Source organism: Paraburkholderia hospita (assembly GCF_002902965.1).
Lineage (GTDB): Bacteria > Pseudomonadota > Gammaproteobacteria > Burkholderiales > Burkholderiaceae > Paraburkholderia > Paraburkholderia hospita.
Genome location: NZ_CP026108.1, coordinates 398,336 through 419,736 on the forward strand (window position 1 = coordinate 398,336; position 21,401 = coordinate 419,736).

Here is a 21,401-nt window from a genome sequence, read left to right on the forward strand (position 1 = left end):
GTTCGGGTAATCGACCTTTTGGTGCGAAATCTGGCGGTTAGAATCTAAAAGGTCTGCCTTATCAATGGCTTGCAAATCGCTCGATCTGTCGCGACTCAGACGATTACAACGCCTTGCTACAGGCTGCTCGGCATTCTACTACCGCCATTTTTAGCACCAAAAGGACGAGTACCCCAACTCGCACGGGTCGCAATCTGGATCGGCGAAATTCAGTGGATGATCGATCACGGCTTCCAACCGTCGCGTAATCCATTGTTGAAAAACCTTAACCAGGTTCACTGTGAAGACGCGCTACTCGACATCCCTGAGGACAACACAGCCAACAAGTCTGATCTCATGCGCCAATGGCCTGCCTGTGATGCGATTGTCGGCAATCCACCGTTCATTGGTGACAAACTGATGCGAGCGAAGCTCGGTCACGAGTACACGGAGGCACTTCGCTCCGCGTACGAAGGACAGGTACCACCCGGGGCGGATCTTGTTTGCTACTGGTTCGCCAAGTCACGCGGGATGATCGAGGCCGGCAGGGCTTCTCGGGCGGGCCTTGTAGCGACAAACTCGATCCGTCAAGGCACAAATCGAAAAGTTCTGGACGCCATCGTCTCTTCCGGCAGAATTTATGATGCGTGGGAAGATCTCAACCGTCCGTCAGATCATCACCGCTTACATCGATGCGGAGCAGACCGGGCTGGCAATTTGATTAGGTGTCCTTTGTCGGCGCGTGATCGCTCTGCGGGACAGACAGAGCAAATGCCGGCGCGAGGCGACATGAGCCGCCGCACGTCGGGCACCGATTACGCGGTTGCGACGCTGGCCATCGTTGGCTCGACGGCGACAACGGCGCCCGTCGTCACGAACACGATCAGCCCGCGTTCCGCACCTGTCACGTCGAGGTAGGCGCGCACCTGCGCGCGATAGTGCTCCACGGTCTTCGCATCTGGCCGCACATCGCTTTTCCAGTCGATGACAACAGCGGGGCGGCCGTCGGTCCGCAGCGTCACTGCGTCGGCGATGCCAGCCGTTGCGGTCTCCTTGTTGTCGACCTCCTGCGCACGGTAGACCGGATACTCCGCCACGAGCGCCGCGCGCAACGGTGCGATCTCGGGCAGCCTCAACGTTCGCGTGACGCAATCGGCAAGCTCCTGTGGGGAAATCGCACTCGCTGCGTTGTTGGCCGCGAAGCGCGGGAACATGCTGATCAACTCGTTCGCGCGCGTTCTGAGCGCCCTCGCGTCGTCGTCGGTTTCGCCGGTCAGCACTTCCTCGATGAGCTTGTGGAGGATGAGCCCGCGCTCGCGGCCACCTTGACTCGTGGCGCTCAAGCCGGCTTCCAGCGCCGCTTCGATGTCCGCGGACGCTTCCGGTTGCACAGATTGGAGCACGGGCCCAGACGTGCTTTCGTTGCGGCTTGGCGCAAGCCACGCCAGCTTGCGCGTCTTGTTGGCAATGGCTTGCGCCTCCGCGGCGAACGATTCACGCGTCTGAACATTCTCCGCCACGGTCGAGGTCGCCCTGGCGGCTACGCTCAGGCGCGCGACGTCGAGCGAGGGCAGGGTATCGATCGCCAGATCGAGCAGCCCGATCCAGGCGTTCGCAGGTGCTTGTGTGCCGAGGCGCGGCAGCACGAGTAACTCGCGTGCACGTGTGGCGGCGACATACCAGAGCCGGATGCGCTCACGGGCAAGCTCGTTCTTCTCGTCCTCGCGTGCGGCTGCGTAGCTGATGGGCTCGATGCCGAGAATCGGGCACCGGAACATGTCGGTTTTGCGGTCCGTGATCGAGCCGTCGGCGGCCTTCACGCCTGTCATCGTGTTGACCGGAATGACGACAGGCCATTCGAGACCCTTCGACGCGTGCATCGTGAGTAGCGCGACGGCTTCTTCCTGCGCGTCCATCTGACCTTCGACCGCTTTCTCTTCGTCCGACCACGCGAGCGTCATCGCTTCAGCGAAGGCGCGCAGGCCGCGCACCGCGTAGGACGTCGACAGACTGAGATACAGGTCCACGTTGGCGAGCGCACGTTCGGCCTCGCGGCCGTGACGTTCGTGCAGGATGTGGCGCACACGCAGTGTGTCGATCGCCTGCGAGAGCAAATCGTGCGGCGTCGTATGATGGCTGCGGCGCGCGAGCGCTTGCAGCTTGCCGATGACTTCCCGTGCGAGCGGATGCGCGATGTCTTCGCTGTTCGCGCCGAGATCGAGGCGGGCGACGTGCTCGCCTGTGTCGCCGACGCGCGGGAGCTCCCACACGATATCGAGCAAGGCCTCGTCCGTGAGACCGACCAGCGGCCCGCGCAACAGCGCGCCGAGCGCCAGCGTGTCTTTGCGGTCGGCAAGGACACGTGTGATTGCGATCAGATCCTGGATCTCCTGGCGGCGAAAGAGCCCCTTGCCCGCTTGCGTCGCCACCGGAATTCCGCGGCGTTCCAGCGCTTCCTCGTAGCGCCAGAGGTCGCTGCCCGTCGGCGCAAGCAAGGCGATATCTCCGGGCCGGCATGCACGTGCTTCGCCCGTGCGGCGATCCAGAACGGTTTCGCCGCCCACGAGGCGAGCGCACAAATCCGCGACGGCCTCGGCTTCCGCATCGCGTTGCTGTGCACTATCAGCCTCGCCGCTAGTGCTGTCGATGGCGATGTCGAGTGCCGCCACACACGGCTCGTCGCCGCGGGCGCCATGGAAGGCGTCGAGCGTGGTGAAGCCCGGCTGCCCGTCGTCCGAGAGCACCGCTTCGAAGCACGCGTTCACGTAGTCGAGTATTGGCGCACACGAGCGGAAGTTGGTAGAAATCGACAGCAGGCTCTTCGGGTCTTGCGCGCGGAACGCGTCGCGCGCCTGCACGTAAGCACCGACGTCGGCGCCGCGAAAGCGGTAGATCGCCTGCTTCGGGTCGCCAACCAGAAAGAGGGCGCCGGGTCGGATAGCGAATTGCGTCCAGTCCGCGCCGGCCGTGCCCGCCGGATCGCCGCACAACCGCCAGAATATCTCCGTCTGGAGCGGGTCGGTGTCCTGGAACTCGTCGACGAGCACATGGCGGTAGCGTTCACCGAGCGCGCGCCGCACGGGGTCGTGGTCCCGCAGCAGATCTCGCGCGGCGAAGATCAGATCGTCGAAATCGAGCAGTGCCGCCGTGCGTTTGTACTCGCGATAGCGCGCGAGGATCTGTCTCGCGTCATCGACGAGCTCCGCTAGCGCCTGGCTCGCGGCCGTTTCGACGAGCGCGGCCCAGGCAGCGCCGCAGCCTTGGTAGCATTCGCTCGCCGCAGCATTCAGTTGTGCGCCGTCCGCAGGGCGCAGGCTGTGCGCTCTTGCTGCTGCGGCCCACTTGCCCTTCTTCTGGTAGGCGCGGAATGTTCCTGCCTTCGTGTACACGCTCTCGTCGGGCTGCGTGACGAGAATGCGTACTAGGGCCGCGGGCGTCGCCGGAGCAGAACCCGCCGCGAGCCTTGCGGCAAGCTCCTTCAGGTGGTCCACGATCTGCGCTGTTTCGGGTTCCATCACCGCAGCGGCGCGCGCGAAGTCGGCAAAGGCCGCCGTCGCGCGCACGAAAGCATCGAGGCGGTCGTCGAGTGCCGGCGCCACGGGCGCGCGCAGCGTGCGCCGCCGCCGCAAGTTGTTAGCGATCCTGGTGACGAGCGCTACCGTCTCGGCGGGTTTTTCCAGCACCATCTCGGCGAGCACGCTCGTCTGCGTGCCGGCGAGGCGTTCGCGCAGCCAGTCATCGACGATTTCGCCGAATACGAGGTCGCCCTGGTTGCGGTCCATCACGCGCGCACCGGGATCCAGATCCGCTTCGACGGGGTAGGGCTTGATCAGGCGCTGGCAGAACCCGTGGATCGTCGAACAGGTGATTTCGTCGATGGCCGCGGACGACGCAGCAAGATTCGCGAGCTGGGCTGCCGACAAGCCGTCAGGCAGCGCGATCTTCAGTTCGGGGCCGATGCGGGCTGCCGAGAGTTCCGCGACGAATTCGCGCACGCGCGAAATGAGTTCGCTCGCGGCGAGTTCGGTGAATGTGACCGCTGCGATCGAGCGCGGCGCGACACCGTTCGCGAGCAAGAGCGCGATGCGACCCGCCATGACGGCCGTTTTTCCGGAGCCCGCGCCGGCTTCGACGAGGATCGACTGGTCGTGGGCACAAATCGCGATGCGGCGGGCGTTGTCATCGTTGAGCGCTTTTGTCTTCCCGTGCGTCATGGTGCCTCCCAGATCTTAGTGAAGTTGCCGAGCCGCTCGGCGGCGGCTTGCGCCTTGCGTTTGCAATAGGTTAAGCTCGCGTTCGCGGGCAGGGCGAAGGCGAGGGCGTTGGTGCTTGCGGCGGCGTTGGGGCCGGGCAGCGCCGCGCCGGCGGCGAAGCTCGTGCGCGCCTCCTTCAGCCAGCCCACGATTTTGCCAAGTACGGCGTCTGCGTCTTCGAGTACGAAATTGCTGGAGTCGCGCGGATAGAACAGCGACGCGCTGACCGTCACACCGTCGCCAAGCAGCACTTTCACGGCGAAGGCGTAGAGACAACGCTGCAGCTCACTGCCGCCATTGACCTGAATGGATTCATCCGGCGTGCGGCCGGTCTTGTAGTCGCGCACGTGTGCGCGTTTGCCATTGTCCGCAATGTCGAGACGATCGACGTAGCCGGAAATATGAAACCCCGTATCGGGAATTTCGACGCGCGCTTGCGCGTTCCACGGAAGATCGGCTTCTGATTTCGGCGTCGCGCCGCCAAATGCGACTTCGGCATAGGCGCGTCCGGCCGGCAGTGCCGCGTCGCGCCAGTTCAATGCGGTGCGGGCCATTGCGCGCGCGTCGTCGAGCGTGCGGCGCCAGATCACGCCCGGCGGCAGCGCTTGCACGCTTTCCCATTCGCCGGCCACGACGCTCGCGGCGCGCTCCACGGCGGCCGCGACGGCATCGGGGTCGGCGTTCGCCGCGCCTTGCGTGCGTTCGAGATCACGTAGCGCGAGATCGAGTACCGCGTGAACGAGGTTGCCGATGCTGAGCGCGTCGAGTATCAGTGATTCGGCGGCGCTCTTCTGCTCGCTCCAGCCCAATGCATAGGTCCACAGGTAGCCCAGCGGATCGCGCAGAAGGCGCTGCAGCGAACTGGCCGACTGCTTGCGCTCGAGGATCGCGAGCACGAGCGGATGGCCGTCGCGCACCAGACCGTCGTGCGCCGTAATTTCCGTGCTGCGCCAGTCGTTCCAGCACGCCTGAGCGCTGAGCGCTTGCGGTAATGCGCGAAATTCCGATGGCCGGCTCATGAGCCGGTCGGTTTCGCTGAATGCGTGGACCGGAACGCCATGGCGGCTGAGAAACGTCTGCGTGCCGTATGCGTTGAGGAGGGGGCTGCGTCCGAGCTGACGGCCCTCGCCGTCGCGGCGCGCGTGCGAAAGCACCACCTGTGCGGCTGTAGTCGAAAGTATCGTTTCGAAGTCGAGTCGATCCGCGGCGCTGACGGGCCGAGGATTGAACTCCGCGGCGGGGATGATGTGCTCGGGAATCAGTGCGTCTTCGGCATTGCACCGCGGCCAGCGCGAGGCGTTGAGGCCGAGCAGGCGGACGTAGCGGCGCGGCGAGCCGGCGAGCGCGCTGGCGGGCATCCACGCGACGTTGGCGCATGCTTCGCGCTCGTCGCTGCGCTTCAGACCTTCGAGCGTGACGTCGATCGACGTGGCGGGACCGGCGAGCAACGCTTCGCGCCAGATTGCGAGCGCGCGCCCCTTGAGCAAGGCCTCACCGATTTCGGGAGCCGCCATGGGGCCGCCGTCGAGCCGCCCCACGAGCGCGAGCACGTCCGCGCCATGATCCTGGTTGTCGGGCCAGTCTTCCGCCTTCAGGCGTGCAAGCAGCCGCTGCCACGCGGGCAGGGACGAAAGGGGGGCGTCGACCGGCATGATCCGCATCCACCCCTCGGGCAACGCATCGAACAATGCGGCGTCCCTGCACAGGGTGGCGAGGCGGCGCAGGCGCGACTGCGAAAGCCCGCGCACGACGATCTCGGCCAATGCTGCAGCAGCCTGGCCGTCGCGTGTCGCGACGCTGCGCACACCGTGGACAAAATGCAGATCGAGCTTGGCGTCGGCGCTCAAGCTCAGGAAAAAGTCGTCGTACTCCGCCGTCGACGCGCTGGCGATGGCGATCTCCGAAGGCGCAGCTTGCCCCGATGCGAGCAGCTCACGCACCCAGCGCATCGCCTCGATCGCTTCGTGGTAAGGCGTCGCTGCGCTCACAGCCGTGACGGCGGGTGCGGTGGGCGCCGCATGCGAAACGGCGATGGCGCTGCCCTCGAGCCACGTCGGCGTCGGGCGCGGGCCGCTGGTCCATTGAACGGGGATCTGCTCCGCAAGCGCGACCACCAGCGATCGCCAGCACCGTGCGAGATCGGATTGCCCGGTGATTTCCACGCGCCCGAGAACGGCAGCGGCGTGAGCGATGCGCCGCGTAGCCACCGCGACGAGATCTGCTGGTCGCAACATGCCTGCCGGAAGCTGCGCCAGCACGGCGGTCTCGAGTTTCGCTACGGCGTCGAGGCGCGGATGGGCCTGCGCGCTTGCCGCCAGGTCGATGCCCGCGCGCCACGTCTTTTGCAGAGTCTGCGCGGCGGCGTCGATCATGCCGGGCAGCGATTTGATGCCCTCCAGCTCTCCGATCTGCGTTGCGCGCAACGCGGCCTTGAGCGCGCCACGCAGGCTTGCGCCGTCGATCGGCCTGGCAAAGCCGCCTGCAAGGCGCGCAGCCAACTGCTCGATGGTCATGACCTGCGTGCCGTGCCGTTGTTCGCGCGCCGCCGCTAGACGGGCCTCGCGCGCCGCGAGACTGTCCTGCACTACCAGTGTATTGCGAGCCATGACGGCTTTCCTCACTGTCGGGATGAAAAAAGCGTCGGCCTCGCGGTGAGGCCGGCGCGTTGCGTGCGGCTCGTCAGGCTGCGGGTTTGTCGTCGCTGTGTGCGAAGCGTTGGAGCCAGGGCTCGATGTCTTGCGCGGTTTTGGTGACGAATGCGTCGAGCGCTTGCGCGAATTGCTGCGCTTCGGCTTCGGTGGGCTTGTTGATAGGGCATGCAATCCGGGTGGTCACGAGTGCCTGCACCGTTGGACTCAGATTCCTGGCCATGCCGTTCGTAAAGAGCTTCGGAAATTGGGCGACGAGCTTGTCGTTCTGAATGTCTCGAACCATCGCGACGCGTTTCTCGCGATAGTGCTCTTGTCCGTAGCGCTCTTCGCCGAGATGCATGACCTTGAGACTCACGGAGACGTGGCTCGCATCATTCGAATTGTTGTAGATCTCGAAGCGCAAGCGAGGCTGTTTCGGGTTTGACGGTTCGAAGATTTGCGGGAACCGCCGCGCCCAGTCCGAGGCAATGAAGAGCAAATATGAGTTGTCGCTCCTGACGGGAACGAGATTCAACTGCACAAGCTGACTGCGGATGAACGTGGCCCGATCCTCGAACTCCCGATTGACGAATTGGAGCAACCGGTCCAGCAGGAGCTTGTTGCGCTCGTACAGCACGATCCAGTTGGCGTTCTGCGGGGCCTCCAGGTTCGAGGACGAACTGAGGGTTTCCTTCAGGAAGCGCAACCCGGTGACATGTCGGGTCGCCAGTTCCGTAAGGTTGCGCCTCACGAAACCGTCGTCGTCTTCGGCAATATCGCTCAGGACGTCGAGATAGCTCGCGAGAAACGCGTGTTGCTGGTCACCCAGTTGGGCCGATGCCCCCGACGCATTGAGCACCGTGCGCAGCGGCTGCGCGACCGACGAGCTCCATTGCGCGTTGACCCAATCATCGCGTTCGAGTTCCTGTTCGTCGATCGTCAGGAACACAAGCAGCAGCTTGCGCTCCGATTCCTCAGCCCACGCCTGAATTGTCCTGCGATAATCGTCGAGCTGCCCGTCGCCTTCGCCGGCGCCGATCTTCGCCTCAATCGCGACGGCCCAGCCTTGGCCTTCCACGAGCACGTCGATACGACGCTTGCCGCGCACGCCGCCACCGTTTGCATGCGCGTCCGGATCATTGTCGCCTTCGAACTCGGGAATGATGCGATTGCGCTTCATCTTCTGCATCTGCAACTCGGAGTGCACCCGGACGATGGCGTCGTTGTCGGTCTCGTAGCTCAGCAGTGTGGTGTGATCGCCGGCGGCCTCGCAAACGTTTTTCAAGAACCCGCGCAGGAAATGGTCACCCAGACCATGGTTCTCCCGGGGATCGAGGAGCCACGCGAGCGTCGTCGTGTGGCGCAGTTCGCGCTTTTCGGCCTTGAGGACGCGAAACGGGTTAAAGGCTTTCCAGCGCGCCCGCAGCGCAACGGCGAGCGGGTCATGGAGCACATCGAGGAGACTCTTGATATCGGCGAAATCGGGCATGGCGTTGTTGTTGTCTTCCAGAATCGTGGGTGATAGATCGCGGCCGCGGTGACGCGCGCAAGCGAAAGGGCATCGAGTCGCCTCGGATATATCGGCACGCGGGCGGCATTCTTTAGCGGTGCGAGAACGCCCATCGGGAACGAAGCGCGCTCGCGCGACGCAAATTCGCTTTCGAGTGCTGCGAGTTCGAGCGCACTCTCGAGCGGATGAAAGCGATGGTCGGATCGGGGCGGAGTCGTTCGATCGCGTATTGGAGGCAGCCGACGTTCTCTTGTAAGTCGTGGTATCCGAATGGGACAGCGTTTGTCCTCCCCGTCTGAGAGAATGCGTTCAACGTGAGCAGCGTTTCCGTTCCTTGTGCTTATCGCACGGTCTGTGCGTGCCGTATTCGAACCAAACCGTTGGGCTTTCCTCGACCACTGATAATCAGTTTGTGCAAAGAACCGTCATGAAAGGTCTTACCGTGACATGCGAGGTCCTCCAAGGCGTCTGGTTATGCTTCTGAACACGCGTGTGCAAGTACTACTGGCAAGTCTTCATGCTCGCTTCCGAGTGCGAAAGCCCAGCGTTCTTCAAGAATGCTACCAGGCTGTCGATTGCCTCTTGCCTCGAGTTCAAAAAGCAGCTGCGAGAGGAGTTCGTTCGTCTGCGACTGGCTGGCGCCGTCGCTTTCAGACGATATCGACCGGGAGCGCGACGGCCGGGAGTGACGTGCTCGCGTGAATCCCTGCGAGTGTGCACGGCGCGCTCGACGATCCGGTGCAAAGTCTCGGGAGCGGAGCATCTCGCTAGCATCTGATAACGAGGGAAAGGGCACTTGAGAATTCTCAGTCCGTTCAACGACTATTACGACACTGCCATGGCACATGGCAGCGACCAGTCGCGCGTGTTCGTGCGCAATCCGGAGACGAGCGAACTGAAGCTCGATCGTGATGGCGATGGCGTCTGGGACAGATATGGTCAACTTGCCGGAATCGCGGACGCCTTCGAGCTCCGGCGCGGCGGCGTTTGTCTCGATGCGTGCGTCGTCCTTTTCTGTGGACGGATTTATAAGGCGCTTCGTGTTCATCGATTGAGCAGTGAAGCGATGAAATCTACTTCAGGCTCGAAGCCGAGTGAAGTAGAGGAGCGCGTCTTCTATGACGGAAGCGAGGCGCGACACTACCTCGAAGGTCTTTTGGGCCCGCATTGGATGAAGAAGAAGCGCCAATCGTTTCTCGAGTATGACAATCCCCTTGCGAATGGAACGCTGACTGAGCGACTGGAGCGATATTTCCAGCAACAAGGGAGCGCCGAACTGATGCAGTGGAGTGTCGAGAATCGGACTGCGATCGCCGTATTGCGCGTCGGCGGCCGCTTCGAAAAATCGGTCTTGAAGATCAATCCACCGCTGAAGAATTTTCAGTTCTATCGACTCTTTGGTCCGGTCGAGGCTTTTCAGGAGCTCGATATGTTCTGGGGAGGTGTACTGGCTCCTGAATCCAGACCGACGCTAAGCATTAGCGACAAGGACCGTATCGCACAGCATGGATTCAACGCGCGAAGTTTTCGAAAGGATCCGTCGAAAAAGCGTTGAGTTCCTGTCTTCATCAGAATAGCGTCAGCATTATTGCAACTGGACGACAATTGTCCCGGCCGCGATGCATACTGCAAGTCACTCAGTCCCGGAGATTCACCGCTTGTACGATCGCTTCTGTATGCTCGCCAGTGCCTTGCGTCTTCCGTCTTGGGAAAACACGCCAATCCGTCAGTTCATGGATCGTATGAAATCCCGTATGGAAGCGAAGGCAGTCCGCCTGCAGGAACTCTTGCCGGGAATTAGCCTCGAGAGCAGTCGCGAAGCGATTGCCCGTGCGAGCGTCATGCTCGACTGGAAGCGCCTCGAAGCCGAGTTCGAACAGATCGAAACGCTGGACGACTTCAAGGATCAGGCCTGGCAATTCATAGACACCGCTGCGGCCTGGTTTCAGCCGGCCGCGGATGATAAGCCGCTCGCGGTGCTGCCGCGCGTCGTCATGCGCGCGTTTGCCGACCGGCTTGCCGACACCCTTGCCATCGATGCACCTCATGCCTACCAGTTGACCGCCGAACTGATGGGCGCGGGCAACTGGCTCGAAATGGCGGGACGCAAGCTGTTCGTGCCGATCGTGGAGCCTCTGTATTCGTACGGTGTGAAGGTCATCGAAGGCGAAGAGTATGCGCACCTCGAACCCTGCCCCGCTGCACGGCAGCAGGATGAAGAGTTCGAAGCACTGACCGTCTCACGTCAGCTCATGTTTCAAGGCGACGCGGCGCAGAACGAAACCGTCGAGCGACCTTCGCTTCTTTCCGCGGCGGCAACGGTCGTCAAATGCCGGCTGCTTGATGAACAGTACGAACTTGTCGACTGGAAGGGCCGGGCGGCAATCGCTGAACTCGACAAGATCTATCCGGCCGACTGCCGCCGTCCGCTCGCACCCGGCAGCAAAACGCATCTCCTCTACATTCAACTGCGCGCTGCGCTCTATGCGGCGTACCTTCATACGGACAATCTTGATCTCGCGTATGCGGAGCGCGAGATCCTCGTCGCTCGCGGGCGTGATTACCGTGCGGTTTACGAGCGCCTTCTGAAGGAGTGGGCGCCGCGTGGCTCGAAGGCTCACGAACGGACTGCGCTGCGCATCGTCTAAGCTGGACCACTGCGTCGGGCGTCGTGCCCATCGGGCCACAGCGGCCAGTACGTTCTCATAGAACTGGCTGTAGAACCATCGAAAAATCGGTCGACGGTTGCGCGTTCCGGTCTCCCGCCAGGCCTTGACAGGGAAGCCAAGACCCCACGGTTCGCGCCTCCGTCGGGTCGCGAAGATCCGGAGCAAGTCGAGATAGTCGACGGGCCGGACGCTCGCAGACTTGAAGAAATTTGGCGGATGAGCGTCAGAGTGACGTCCGCAAAATCTTTTTCGATAATCTTGGTTGCTGGGCCGCCCATCCGATAGATATCGATCATCGAATCGATATGAAGGATGTGCTCGTGGCTAAACTTTGTTCGAGCGTCCGGGTTATTCCGCATGGTGGTGTGTGGCCGGGTTAGTCCGAATCGCCCCACGTTCTGTCCATGCTTTCGAGCAGACGCTGCGCGGAGAGATTATTCCAGTCGATGATGTAAGCTCCGTTATCTGATAGCCGTACTTCGATTTCATCGCCGGGTCGACTGCCGCGCATGTCGGCGATGAAGTAGTACGGAAACGGTTCGATCGCTACGACCTCTTTCTTCGGGTGATTATCCAGCCGGTAGCGCACGAGATAACGCGGCGCGCGATGGCTGGACACCTGGCGGCGCCGGGCGAAGCGTCTTTCCCGTGCGTATATGACTTCGATGGATTGCAAGACACCGCGTTCGATCAACACCGTACCCCCGAATGACGCCGCTCTGAACAGTTTGCTTTGGACAGAAGACATCCGGTGTCCCTTTGCCAACAAATAGACTTCGCCCGAAACCTGTCGGCCACAGATCGGACGTCGTTCTTGTCGCGTGCGGTTCGAATTGCGATCGCCGGTTTCGATTGTTCCAATGCGGGACATTGGATCGCGTATATGCTCTGGGCATATCATGCGCCCGTTTGGGACGGGAGAAGCGGCTCCGGACAGCAAACGGTCTTGTCCCGGGCCCATCATCAGGCCTTCCGCTCATGTGCCGGCGTCTGTTTTGCAGGGACTCACACACGCTCGGAACTTGGTTCAGCAGTCTGGACGAATGCACGACCTTCGGACAGTCAACGCCCCGTGGGATCAGGCGGGTGAAGCCGCGAGCCTTCGACCGTTGCGCTTGGAAGGGGGCTTTCCTGACGCGCTCCTCTTCTTTCTCGCACTCAGCAACATGCCTCGCCATGTGATGCCCTTTGATCTCGATCTGGAACGGGTGCCAGGCGCTCGACGTGGGCGCCGACAATGAATCCTGTCCGGCGCATTCACGGTTGACGCTTGACAGGACATTTGCTTTGAGAGCGAGCTGTGATGATGGGCCTGCTTCCCGCTGCGGAGCCAATGGATGAAGTGCCCCAACGCGACCGACCGCGCGACAAAGGTGGTCCATCACTTTTTATTTGACAAAAGGGGCGGCCGTATGATTAAATCCAACCCGCATTATGAATTGGGTCGACGACGCCCATGCCAACCTGCCTCCCCGGGCAAGGTGGAGCGCGAAAGCGAATGTGGCTCTTAACAGAGCAACCAAGCGGGTAACGCGTCGACCCTCCTTTAACGGAGGGTTTTTTGTTTTCAGACTCGAAGATTCCTAGTGAAACGATCCAGGCTTACCTGGAAACTGAATATTTTGCTTTTGGCGACGCTTCCACGGCGTTAAGAGTTGGCGAGACCAATCCGCAGTTGGCCGCGCTGCACAAGGTTCACAACGTCAATTGCAGCGCGTTCGTCACTGCCTGCAATCCTTTTAGCCAGAATTGCAGTGATGAGTTCAACGCCGCCAGTCAGGAAGCACTGGCGTGTGAACTAAAGCGGCTTGGCTTGATTGCGATCGAAGGTATCGGCAAGCACCCGTCGGGCAAGTGGCCTGGCGAGCCGAGTTTTCTCGTACCCGGACTCTCGCTCGAGGCCGCAAAGGCACTTGGCACGCAATATCGTCAGAACGCGATTCTCTGGTCCGCAGACGACGCCACGCCTCAGCTGGTGCTATTGCGTTGAATCGCTGTTCAACGTGATCTGACGGATTTCAGTAGGTAGGGCATTACAAATGCAGCTAAAGCGAAGTGAAACCGTCTTAGCGCAGGCTGGACGGTTTGTTTTCGCTTCATGTCGCGGATTTAAAGCACAACTTGCAGCGCGACTCACAAATTCTGCTAAAGCGTCGCCACGCCTCTCTACCCCGAAGGCCGGTGAACGCCGAACCAACGGGGATGGAGAAAAGCATGACGCAACCTTTACTGGGCATTCTGCCCTCGCTGGACAGCCTGTTCGACGGCTTTCAGTTCCAAATCGATACGCCTGAGAATCACGTACTGTTGACCGGACTTCCCGGCACTGTCCGTACCGGCTCATTCCTCTTCGCTAGACCGCGCGCAGACGTGCGTGAGGCCGTCGCAGCACGCTGCACGAATGGCGTCATTGGCGGATTTCGCGCAATCCGTTCAGCACAATGGATGAAACAGGGTTTGCTTCCCGTGTACGCCTACGACCCGCCTCACATCGCCAGCTTCTTCGCTGCCCTTGTTCCATACGCCGAACATGAGCGGTTCGAATGCAAAGGGAGGATCGGACAATGAAAGCGCGCCATTCCAACTATCCCATTGGCACACCGCTTCTGCACTTGATCGACCAGTCAGGATTGGACCCGAAAGCGTTCTTTGCAGAACTTGGATTCACGAACTTTTCCAAGGCGATCGAACGACTGGATAGCTGGCTCGTACATGGGGAAGGTAACGCCCTGCTGCTAGAAAGACTGCAGTCCAGCCGGTTCGCCATCGATGGAAATCTGTTGAAGCAGGTGATGGCCGAAAACGATGTCCTGGTGAAGCGGGAGCGTGAGGCTGTAGCCAAGCGTGAGGAAGATGAGGCAAGAACCGCCTTCCAACCCCGCCTTGAGGTCGTTCCGGAGTTGTCGCGCCCGACCCAGATAACGTTGTTCTGTCTCTCAGGTGGCAATCAGCGATTTGGCAGCCGACTGCCCGACGACATTTCCGCATGGCCGTGGGATGACCAACTTGCCTACCTGAAACAGGTTGTGCCCGAGAACTTTGCAAAACACCAGGGACGAACGTACTTCACGGGAAAGATTATTGGCTACCTCTACCGGCGGACATTCGACAGCGAACCGATTCAGCTAACGGTCACCGGAGATCTCGAAACGCAAGGCGAGCCGTTGTCACACGCTGTTGCCTATCTTCGGCTTCGATAGCTTATACATGGCCTGCACTGTTCATTGGCTTGGGGAAGCCATGACCAGGTATCTGGGTCACCCATAAACCGATAATCAATCGCAGGAGATCAATATGGCGAAAAAGAACGGTGGGTTCTCGGCATTGCTAGAGAACCACAAATCCAATGCGGCCATCGGTGGACTTGTCGGCCTGCTCGTCGGCGACGCACTCGGCGTGGGATTCGAGTTCAAGAACCCGAGCCAGATTCCGCCGCGCGCCGAGATCGAAATGACAATGCCCGCGACATTCAGGCGGACCTATTCTCATGTGCCGTCCGGAACGTGGTCGGATGACGGGGCGCAGGCGCTGTGCCTGCTCGCCAGCCTGATTGAGCGAGGCTCGTTCTCACTAACGGACGTCGCGGACAGATTGGTGCGGTGGCTGTATAAGGGCTACCTCGCAGTCGACGGCGATGTCTTCGATGTTGGCAGTCAGACCGCTAGCGCATTGGACCGCCTACGTGATGGCGCACCACCGCTTGAATCAGGCGGCGCAGCCGAATCGGACAACGGCAATGGTTCGCTGATGAGGGTGCTTCCGTTGGCACTCTGGCATACCGGTCCCGATCGTGAATTGGCAAGGTACGCTCATCTGCAATCGATGCCGACTCATGCACACCCTCGTTCGCTGGTCGCCTGTGCGTTCTACTGCCTCATCGCACGCGGGTATTTGAAGAAGCTAGCGGACCCCTGGTCTTGGGCAGATCAGCGCCTCGAGGAAATTTACCGGGACTGGTCTGATCCACATGAACAGCTAGCGTTTCTGGTAGAACTCGACGAACTAAGGAGCTTTTCGAAGTCGAGCGAAGCGCGTGGGACCGGCTACGTGGTTGACACGCTCTGGTCAGCACGCAAGGCGCTGGAAGAAGAATCGTTCGAAGAAGTGACCCGGACCGCGATCGGCCTTGGACACGACACGGATACGACGGCAGCGGTCGCGTGCGGTCTGGCCGGAATCAGGTTCGGCCTGGACGGCATCCCTGACCGCTGGCTTCAACAGCTTCGAGGATTTGATCTTGCAGAACCGTTGATCGCCCGGTTCGCAGAAATTCGTGCCTAGGACTCTGCCCGCAAAACGGTTTAGAACCGTGAATCAGCGTGTCGGCCTGCCGGCTCGCGTCCGTATAAAGAACATACTATCAGGAGAAACGCTTGACGAAAATCTTCGCTGAATCCGACGTCAGCATCGAGACCCTCGACACACACATCCGCGACAGCGGCCTGGTACCGTATAAGGTAGAGCCCGATCACATCTCGCTTCGGACCGAAAACGGTATCGGCTATGGCGTTTCGCTCGTGTCGGAGCGGAAGTTCATTCGCTTTAGTACCTACCTTCCGCTGAGCAGGCTGGCCCCGACTGACCAGAAGCAAGGGCTTGCGCGACGATTGAACGAAGAAGTGTTCTTGCCCGTGTTTGCCATAGACCGTGACGGAGACCTGACGATCGGCTACGTGCTGCCTTACGTGCACGGCCTGATTGCCGGGAACTTCGTATCCGTCGTTAATCGATTCTCGTCCATGCTGGACTTCATCGTTCACACTTACAACGACGAAAGGCTAATCGATTTTGGTGAGCCCGAAGCCGCAACAGGAATGATGGCGGCGGTCGCAGCAGGGCCAGCCGGCGATGACCGGTTGCACTGACGGATGCAAAGCGCCTTCGGGCCAACCCGGAAATCTGGCGCGTAAGGCTTTGGGCGATCCGGCTGACGAACTCGCTGCCGCCCGATGCGGGGCGCTCGGGCAAGGCTACAAGCACCATAGAGTGCAAGGCCTGGGGGCTATTCATAGGGGCAGGCCGATGGCCCAAGTCGTTGTTTATCGTGCGAAAGCCCTAGCCATCCAACGGGTGTGGAACGAGCGCAACTCCGATTTCAATGACCTGCAGGTCGTTCTTTCGCGCGGCGACCTCGTGTTGCACGTGTGATCAACTGGCTTTCAGTATGGCCAGGAGCCGCTGCAGTCTGCGCAACTGCGCGGACGTGATGCCAGGCGTGCCGCATGCCTGGCGCACGCGCGCATGCCAGTAACACTGGCCGAAAACCGGCGTCGTGCAATCGAAGCGAACGGCCTGTTCCAGATGCGCGATCGCCGCGTCAAGGTTCTTGATCGTGTAGGGGCTGGTGCTCCCGGTCAATGCCTGTTTCGCGGGTCGTTGTTTTTGCTTGCTCAGAGCGGGCATCTGATTCCGGTCGGCCGTCGTGAAGCCGATATCCTCGATTGGCATCGGGACATTTCGCGTCTCTAACCCGGGTTGGCGCTGCGAACGAATGGAAGCGCGTCATCAGGACGCGCTTTGTCCCGACGCCTCGCTATCATCGACGCGCCCGGCGTTTCGCTTAGAATCGACGTCCGGCATCGGCGGGCCAATGGGTGCGCGCGTCGATGACCCATCGTTCAATCGGGGAGTGAACATGCGGTTTATCCATGCGGCGGATATTCATCTCGACAGCCCGCTTCACGGCCTGAGCGCCTATGCGGACGCGCCCGCGGCGATGCTGCGCAATTCGACGCGCGAGGCGTTCTCATCGCTGGTGGCGACCGCCATCGACGAAAAGGTCGACTTCGTGGTGATCGCAGGCGATCTGTACGACGGCACCTGGCGTGACCACAACACGGGTATCTTCTTCTGCAGGGAGATGGGCCGGCTGCGACGCGCGGAGATTCCTGTCTTCGTCCTGTTCGGCAATCACGACGCCGAAAGCGAAATGACCAAACAGCTGCAACTGCCCGACAACGTCCGCACTTTTTCGACACGCAGGGCAGAGACCTTTCAGATCGACGCGCTAAAAGTTGCGTTGCACGGCCACAGCTTCAAGGAACGGGAAACCACGGCGAACCTCGTCACGGGCTACCCGCTGCCTGTACCCGGCTACTTCAATATCGGCGTGCTGCACACGGCGCTCGAAGGCAATGCCGCGCACGCAAGCTATGCGCCCTGTTCGCTGGCGGAACTGCACGGCAAGGGTTACCAGTACTGGGCGCTCGGGCACGTGCACGAGTTTGCGATGTGGCAGGATCGATCGACGATCGTGTTCCCTGGCAACCTGCAAGGTCGCAATATTCGCGAGACGGGGCGCCGCGGCGCCGTCATGGTGACGGTCGGCAATGCGGGCGAGATCGATGTGGACCGTCTTTTTGTCGATGTGTTGCGCTGGGAAGCGCTCGAAGTCGATGCGTCGGCCTGCGCGACGCTCAACGATGTGGCGCGCACAGTAGGGATCCATCTGGAAACGCTCGCAGGGTCGGCGTCGACAACCGTGCCACATGCCGTACGCGTGACGGTCACGGGAACGACCGCGGCGCATGGCGAACTGTTCGGGCTCGAGCCGCAATTGCGCGCCGAAGTACTCGCGCAAATTGCCGGTCTCAGCCACGACCGTCTGTGGCTCGAGAAAGTGCGCATCGAGACCCGCCCGCCGGGCGATAGTGATGCCGTGCTCGATCGCGCGGATGCCATAGCGGATCTGCACAACCTGCTCGTCGAAGCCGAGTCCGATCCCGATTTTCTCGCGATGCTAAAAGAGCGGCTGATCGGGCTGGCAACCCATTCGCCTCACGAACTGCAGGAGATGGTGCCCGCGCTCTTCGATGTGCGTAACGGCGATCTGACGGGACTGGTGCGTGAAGTGCGCTCCGGCCTGGTCGAACAGGTGGCGAAGGCAAACTGACATATGCGTATAGGCAAGCTCGAACTGATTCGTTACGGCAAGTTCTCCGACGAAGCGGTGGCGTTTCCCCGCTCGTCGCACGATTTTCATTTTCTTGTCGGCCCTAACGAAGCCGGCAAGTCCACCATCAAGACGGCCATCACCGAACTGCTGTTCGGTATGCCGCACAGCTCGCCGCTGGACTTCATTCATCCTCAGAGCGAATTGCGGCTGGGCGCGATGATCGAGCATTCGGATCAGGCGCTGGCGTTTCATCGGTCGAAGGCGAGGAAAACGCCCTTGTCCGCACCGACGGGTGAACCGCTCGCGGGAGAGGCACTCGTGCCGTTTCTCGGCGCAGCAGACAAGGCTTTCTTCGAACAGATGTTCTGCCTCGATCACACGTCGCTGATCAGAGGCGGGCAGAGCATTCTCGACGCGTCAAGCGACGTAGGGCAGGTGTTGTTCCAGTCGGCGGCGGGGATTTCGAGTCTGGGTCCCGTGCGGGAGCGGCTCACGCAAGAGGCCGACCGCCTGTGGAGCAAGCGCAAGGCGGGCGAGCGCGCTTACTACGTCGGGCAGAAGCAGCTGGACGACGCGAGCGCCGAACTGAAATCGGCAGCCGTCCGGACATCGGCATGGCGGGCCGCGCAGGAGGCGGTCGACGACGCGCTGGAAGGCAAGGCATCCGCTGAGCGCCGGCACGGCGAACTCGAACTGAAGCGCAGCCGCCTCGAACGCATTCGCCGCGTCACGCATCATCTTGCCGTATGGCGCGAAAAGACGGCCGACTTGCGCGCGCTGGGCGACGTGATCGATCTGCCTCACGATGCCGACGCCACGCTGCAAGGCGCGTTGAGAAAACTGGCTGCCGCCGAAAGCGCGCTTGAGGTGCATCTGCGACGCGCGAGCGAACTGCAAGGCGCGCTCGAAAACATGGACGTCGATCAGACCGCGCTGGCGTTCCAGAGCGAAGTCGAGGCGCTCGAAAGCACACGCCACCGATGCAGCGACCACGAGGCGGACGTCGCGCGCCTCGAGCAGCAGGTCGCGTTGCTCGTGCGTCAGGTCGCGGATGCGTGCGTGCAACTCGACTGGCCCGAGGACGAACGGGCGGCGCGCAACAGGGTACCCTCGGCGCTTGCATTGCATACCGTCGAGAGCCTGATGCGCGAGCGCGGCAAGCTCGAGCAGTCAGTCATCAACGCACAGCAGGCGATTCAGAGGAAGCTTGCTGACATCGCCGACCTCGGCCGCAAGCTGGAGGGCCTGCCCTCCGTGGACGTGCCAGACGATGTCCAGGCTGCGCTGCGTTCCGCGCAGCGATACAGGGAAAACGACCCCGCGCAGCGACGCTTGAAGGAGGCCGCCGCCGACGCGCAGCGCACGCTGGATGCGAGTCTCGCGGCGCTCGGCAAATGGAACCGCCCGTTGCCGGCGCTGAAGTCGATGACCCTGCCGTCGATGGAACGTGTCGCCTCGTTGCGTGCCGAGCGCGACGATCTCGTCTCGCGTTACATGCGCGCACGCGACCGCTTCGATGAAGCTCGCGAGGACGAGCGTCTGGCCGTTGCCGAACACGATGCGTTCGAGCAGGCTCACCAGATCGTGACGGGCGAAGTCGTCCTGCAAGCCCGCGAAGTCCGCGACGCGGCTTGGGCGGCGATCAGGGATGGCGCGGTGGCCGTTGCGGACGGTGCGCCGGAATTTGAAGCGGCAGTGGCCACAGCGGACGATCTGTCTGACGGGCAGGTTGGCACGGTAGCGCAAGCGTCGGAACTGTCGAACCTGAAGCAGCGGGCTCTCGAAGCGAAGGAAGCGGCGTTGCGGCACGGCCAGCGTGTTGCCGACGCACAAGCGGCGCTGGCGCGATTCGACGCAAGCTGGGCGTTGCTTGTATCCGAACAGGAACTCGCTGGCATGGCGCTCGACGATATCGCCTCGTGGATGACGCGTCGCGACAGCGCACTGCACGCCGCCACGGCGCATGAAAAGTCTGCCGATGAACTGGCGCGCGAAAGCGCAGAGGTCGAATCGTGCCAGACACGGCTCGCCCGTTGCCTCGTCCAGGCGGGGATGAGCGGCCCGTTGCCGGTCGACCTCGAAGGCCTGTGCGCGATGGCCGAGCGCTACGTGAGCGAACGCAGGCAGGCGGCGGCGACCCAGAGTCTGCTCGCCGGACAGATCGAAGCGGCTCAGGCCGACGTGGCGAGCTTGCGTCGGGAGGCCGACGTTCATGACGCCGCACACCGTCTCTGGAAGGATCAGTGGGCGGGTGCCATGGTGAAGGCGGGCCTGTCCGCCGTCGCGGAGTCAGATGCCGCGACGGAGGCTGCACTCGGAATCGCCCGGACGGTTCGCGAACAGCTCGATCAGATCGCATCTATCCGCAACGCACAGATCGATCCCATGCGCGCCGCCCTGGCGGCCTTTTCCACGGAGGCCAGCAGGCTCGCGGCCCGATTCGGCGTATCGATGCCGGAAGCGGACGCGAAAGCCATTTCGATCGAACTTTCGCAGCGTCTGTCGTCGGCGCGTGCGGTAAAGGCCGAAGCCGAGCGCCTGACGAACGAACGGGCCGATGTGTCGGAGCGCGTTCGCCTCGCCCGCGCAGAGGTGGACGAGGCGAGCGCGCAACTGCGTCCGCTATACGCGCTTGCCGCCGTCGACAAGCCTGACCTGTTGCGTCCCTTGATCGCGCGCTCGGACGGGAAGCGTGAACTGGCGGCGGCCATCGACCAGGCGCGCAGGAGTCTCGTCGACGATGGCGACGGACTGAGCATCGATGAACTCGCTGAGGAAGTCGATGCGACCGACCTGCAGACGGTGCAAGCCGATCTGCTGGGCGTGGGCGCCGCGCTAATGGACTCGGTCAACGCGCGTGCCGAGATGGCGACGAAAGTGGCGCAGGCGCGTCAACAACTGGAGGCGATCTCGGGCGGCGCGAACGCGGCGATTGCCGAGGCGAAACGCCAGGAGGCGCTCGCTACCATGGCCGAAGCGGCCGAACGCTTCATCAAGGTCGAGACGGCGTCGACCTTGCTGCGCTGGGCCGTCGACCGGTACCGCGAGCGTCGCCAGGGGCCGATGCTGGCGCGCGCGAGCGCGATCTTTTCTGAATTGACGCTAGGCGCGTTCGAACGTCTTTCGGTCGATTACGACAGCCAACCGCTGGCGCTGGCCGCAGTGCGTGCGGGTGGCGAACGCGTGGAGGTCGCGGGCATGAGCGAAGGGACGCGCGATCAGCTCTATCTGGCATTGCGTCTTGCCGCGCTCGAATTGCATTGCGAGCGTGGCCTAGCGTTGCCTTTCGTCGCTGATGACCTGTTCATCAACTTCGACGACAAACGGGCGAAGGCCGGGCTTCGCGTGCTGGCGGGACTGGCCACACGCATGCAGGTGATATTTCTCAGCCATCACGATCACCTCGTCGAGATCGTCAACGGGGTGTTCGGCGCCTCTGCGAACGTGCGATATCTGGGCTAACGA

16 protein-coding genes and 1 riboswitch are annotated in these 21,401 nt (G+C 61.9%); of the genes, 11 read left to right on the forward strand and 5 right to left on the reverse strand.

Going from position 1 to position 21,401, the window contains the following annotated elements; all coding sequences use genetic code 11:
- The first annotated feature begins 69 nt into the window (after positions 1-69).
- Positions 70-897, forward strand: coding sequence for a DNA methyltransferase (locus tag C2L64_RS56465; protein ID WP_407671958.1), 828 nt, complete (start codon positions 70-72; stop codon positions 895-897).
- On the opposite strand, the gene C2L64_RS46210 is transcribed toward C2L64_RS56465, so the two are convergent.
- The 3 genes from C2L64_RS46210 to C2L64_RS46220 all read right to left on the reverse strand — a co-directional run bounded on the left by C2L64_RS46210 (position 795) and on the right by C2L64_RS46220 (position 8,351).
- Complete coding sequence (locus tag C2L64_RS46210; RefSeq protein ID WP_103154032.1) at positions 795-4,193, reverse strand: UvrD-helicase domain-containing protein; 3,399 nt, start codon at positions 4,191-4,193, stop codon at positions 795-797. The genes C2L64_RS56465 and C2L64_RS46210 overlap by 103 nt on opposite strands.
- The gene (locus C2L64_RS46215; protein ID WP_103154033.1) at positions 4,190-6,838 is read right to left on the reverse strand and encodes a PD-(D/E)XK nuclease family protein; all 2,649 of its coding nucleotides are present in this window, start codon (positions 6,836-6,838) and stop codon (positions 4,190-4,192) included. The genes C2L64_RS46210 and C2L64_RS46215 overlap by 4 nt, the downstream gene beginning before the upstream one ends.
- Positions 6,839-6,911: 73 nt before the next feature.
- Positions 6,912-8,351, reverse strand: a complete 1,440-nt coding sequence (locus C2L64_RS46220; protein WP_103154034.1) for a PDDEXK-like family protein — start codon at positions 8,349-8,351, stop codon at positions 6,912-6,914.
- A gap of 817 nt (positions 8,352-9,168) precedes the next feature.
- On the opposite strand from C2L64_RS46220, the gene C2L64_RS46225 reads away from it, so the two are divergent.
- The gene (locus C2L64_RS46225) at positions 9,169-9,927 is read left to right on the forward strand and encodes a hypothetical protein (RefSeq protein WP_103154035.1); all 759 of its coding nucleotides are present in this window, start codon (positions 9,169-9,171) and stop codon (positions 9,925-9,927) included.
- A gap of 199 nt (positions 9,928-10,126) precedes the next feature.
- A complete protein-coding gene (locus C2L64_RS46230) occupies positions 10,127-11,020 on the forward strand; it encodes a hypothetical protein (protein ID WP_244212313.1) in 894 nt (297 codons plus the stop codon).
- A gap of 397 nt (positions 11,021-11,417) precedes the next feature.
- On the opposite strand, the gene C2L64_RS55345 is transcribed toward C2L64_RS46230, so the two are convergent.
- A complete protein-coding gene (locus tag C2L64_RS55345; RefSeq protein WP_244212314.1) occupies positions 11,418-11,912 on the reverse strand; it encodes a hypothetical protein in 495 nt (164 codons plus the stop codon).
- A gap of 553 nt (positions 11,913-12,465) precedes the next feature.
- Positions 12,466-12,574, forward strand: a riboswitch (SAM-I-IV-variant riboswitch).
- A 28-nt stretch (positions 12,575-12,602) separates the two neighbouring features.
- Here C2L64_RS55345 and C2L64_RS46240 point away from each other — a divergent pair.
- The 6 genes from C2L64_RS46240 (at position 12,603) to C2L64_RS55980 (ending at position 16,189) form a co-directional block, all read left to right on the forward strand.
- A complete protein-coding gene (locus C2L64_RS46240) occupies positions 12,603-13,031 on the forward strand; it encodes a DUF3293 domain-containing protein (protein ID WP_103154037.1) in 429 nt (142 codons plus the stop codon).
- 224 nt (positions 13,032-13,255) lie between these two features.
- On the forward strand, positions 13,256-13,609 hold the full coding sequence (locus C2L64_RS46245) for a hypothetical protein (protein ID WP_158660608.1): 354 nt from the start codon (positions 13,256-13,258) through the stop codon (positions 13,607-13,609).
- The gene (locus tag C2L64_RS46250; RefSeq protein WP_103154039.1) at positions 13,606-14,241 is read left to right on the forward strand and encodes a hypothetical protein; all 636 of its coding nucleotides are present in this window, start codon (positions 13,606-13,608) and stop codon (positions 14,239-14,241) included. The genes C2L64_RS46245 and C2L64_RS46250 overlap by 4 nt, the downstream gene beginning before the upstream one ends.
- A gap of 94 nt (positions 14,242-14,335) precedes the next feature.
- Positions 14,336-15,322 (forward strand): ADP-ribosylglycohydrolase family protein, encoded by a 987-nt coding sequence (locus C2L64_RS46255; RefSeq protein WP_103154040.1) that lies wholly within the window; start codon positions 14,336-14,338, stop codon positions 15,320-15,322.
- A 92-nt stretch (positions 15,323-15,414) separates the two neighbouring features.
- Positions 15,415-15,906, forward strand: coding sequence for a hypothetical protein (locus tag C2L64_RS46260; protein ID WP_103154041.1), 492 nt, complete (start codon positions 15,415-15,417; stop codon positions 15,904-15,906).
- Between the two features lie 157 nt (positions 15,907-16,063).
- Entirely contained in the window at positions 16,064-16,189 is a 126-nt protein-coding gene (locus tag C2L64_RS55980; RefSeq protein WP_279636271.1) for a hypothetical protein, read from the forward strand.
- On the opposite strand, the gene C2L64_RS46265 is transcribed toward C2L64_RS55980, so the two are convergent.
- Positions 16,190-16,489 (reverse strand): hypothetical protein, encoded by a 300-nt coding sequence (locus tag C2L64_RS46265; RefSeq protein WP_103154042.1) that lies wholly within the window; start codon positions 16,487-16,489, stop codon positions 16,190-16,192. It lies immediately after the preceding gene.
- Positions 16,490-16,676: 187 nt separating this feature from the next.
- Between C2L64_RS46265 and C2L64_RS46270 the strand changes: the two genes are divergently transcribed.
- Together C2L64_RS46270 and C2L64_RS46275 are read left to right on the forward strand one after the other, a co-directional pair.
- The gene (locus tag C2L64_RS46270; RefSeq protein ID WP_103154360.1) at positions 16,677-17,933 is read left to right on the forward strand and encodes a metallophosphoesterase family protein; all 1,257 of its coding nucleotides are present in this window, start codon (positions 16,677-16,679) and stop codon (positions 17,931-17,933) included.
- A 3-nt stretch (positions 17,934-17,936) separates the two neighbouring features.
- Complete coding sequence (locus tag C2L64_RS46275; protein ID WP_103154043.1) at positions 17,937-21,398, forward strand: ATP-binding protein; 3,462 nt, start codon at positions 17,937-17,939, stop codon at positions 21,396-21,398.
- Positions 21,399-21,401: the final 3 nt, after the last annotated feature.

Excerpts from the sequence above, each read along its gene's own strand:
- C2L64_RS46210 (WP_103154032.1), bottom strand. The coding sequence starts at position 4,193 with ATGACGCACGGGAAGACAAAAGCGCTCAACGATGACAACGCCCGCCGC.
- C2L64_RS46215 (WP_103154033.1), bottom strand. The coding sequence starts at position 6,838 with ATGGCTCGCAATACACTGGTAGTGCAGGACAGTCTCGCGGCGCGCGAG.
- C2L64_RS46220 (WP_103154034.1), bottom strand. The coding sequence starts at position 8,351 with ATGCCCGATTTCGCCGATATCAAGAGTCTCCTCGATGTGCTCCATGAC.
- C2L64_RS46230 (WP_244212313.1), top strand. The coding sequence starts at position 10,127 with ATGGAAGCGAAGGCAGTCCGCCTGCAGGAACTCTTGCCGGGAATTAGC.
- C2L64_RS55345 (WP_244212314.1), bottom strand. The coding sequence starts at position 11,912 with ATGTCCCGCATTGGAACAATCGAAACCGGCGATCGCAATTCGAACCGC.
- C2L64_RS46245 (WP_158660608.1), top strand. The coding sequence starts at position 13,256 with ATGACGCAACCTTTACTGGGCATTCTGCCCTCGCTGGACAGCCTGTTC.
- C2L64_RS46250 (WP_103154039.1), top strand. The coding sequence starts at position 13,606 with ATGAAAGCGCGCCATTCCAACTATCCCATTGGCACACCGCTTCTGCAC.
- C2L64_RS46255 (WP_103154040.1), top strand. The coding sequence starts at position 14,336 with ATGGCGAAAAAGAACGGTGGGTTCTCGGCATTGCTAGAGAACCACAAA.
- C2L64_RS55980 (WP_279636271.1), top strand. The coding sequence starts at position 16,064 with ATGGCCCAAGTCGTTGTTTATCGTGCGAAAGCCCTAGCCATCCAACGG.
- C2L64_RS46265 (WP_103154042.1), bottom strand. The coding sequence starts at position 16,489 with ATGCCAATCGAGGATATCGGCTTCACGACGGCCGACCGGAATCAGATG.
- C2L64_RS46270 (WP_103154360.1), top strand. The coding sequence starts at position 16,677 with ATGCGGTTTATCCATGCGGCGGATATTCATCTCGACAGCCCGCTTCAC.
- C2L64_RS46275 (WP_103154043.1), top strand. The coding sequence starts at position 17,937 with ATGCGTATAGGCAAGCTCGAACTGATTCGTTACGGCAAGTTCTCCGAC.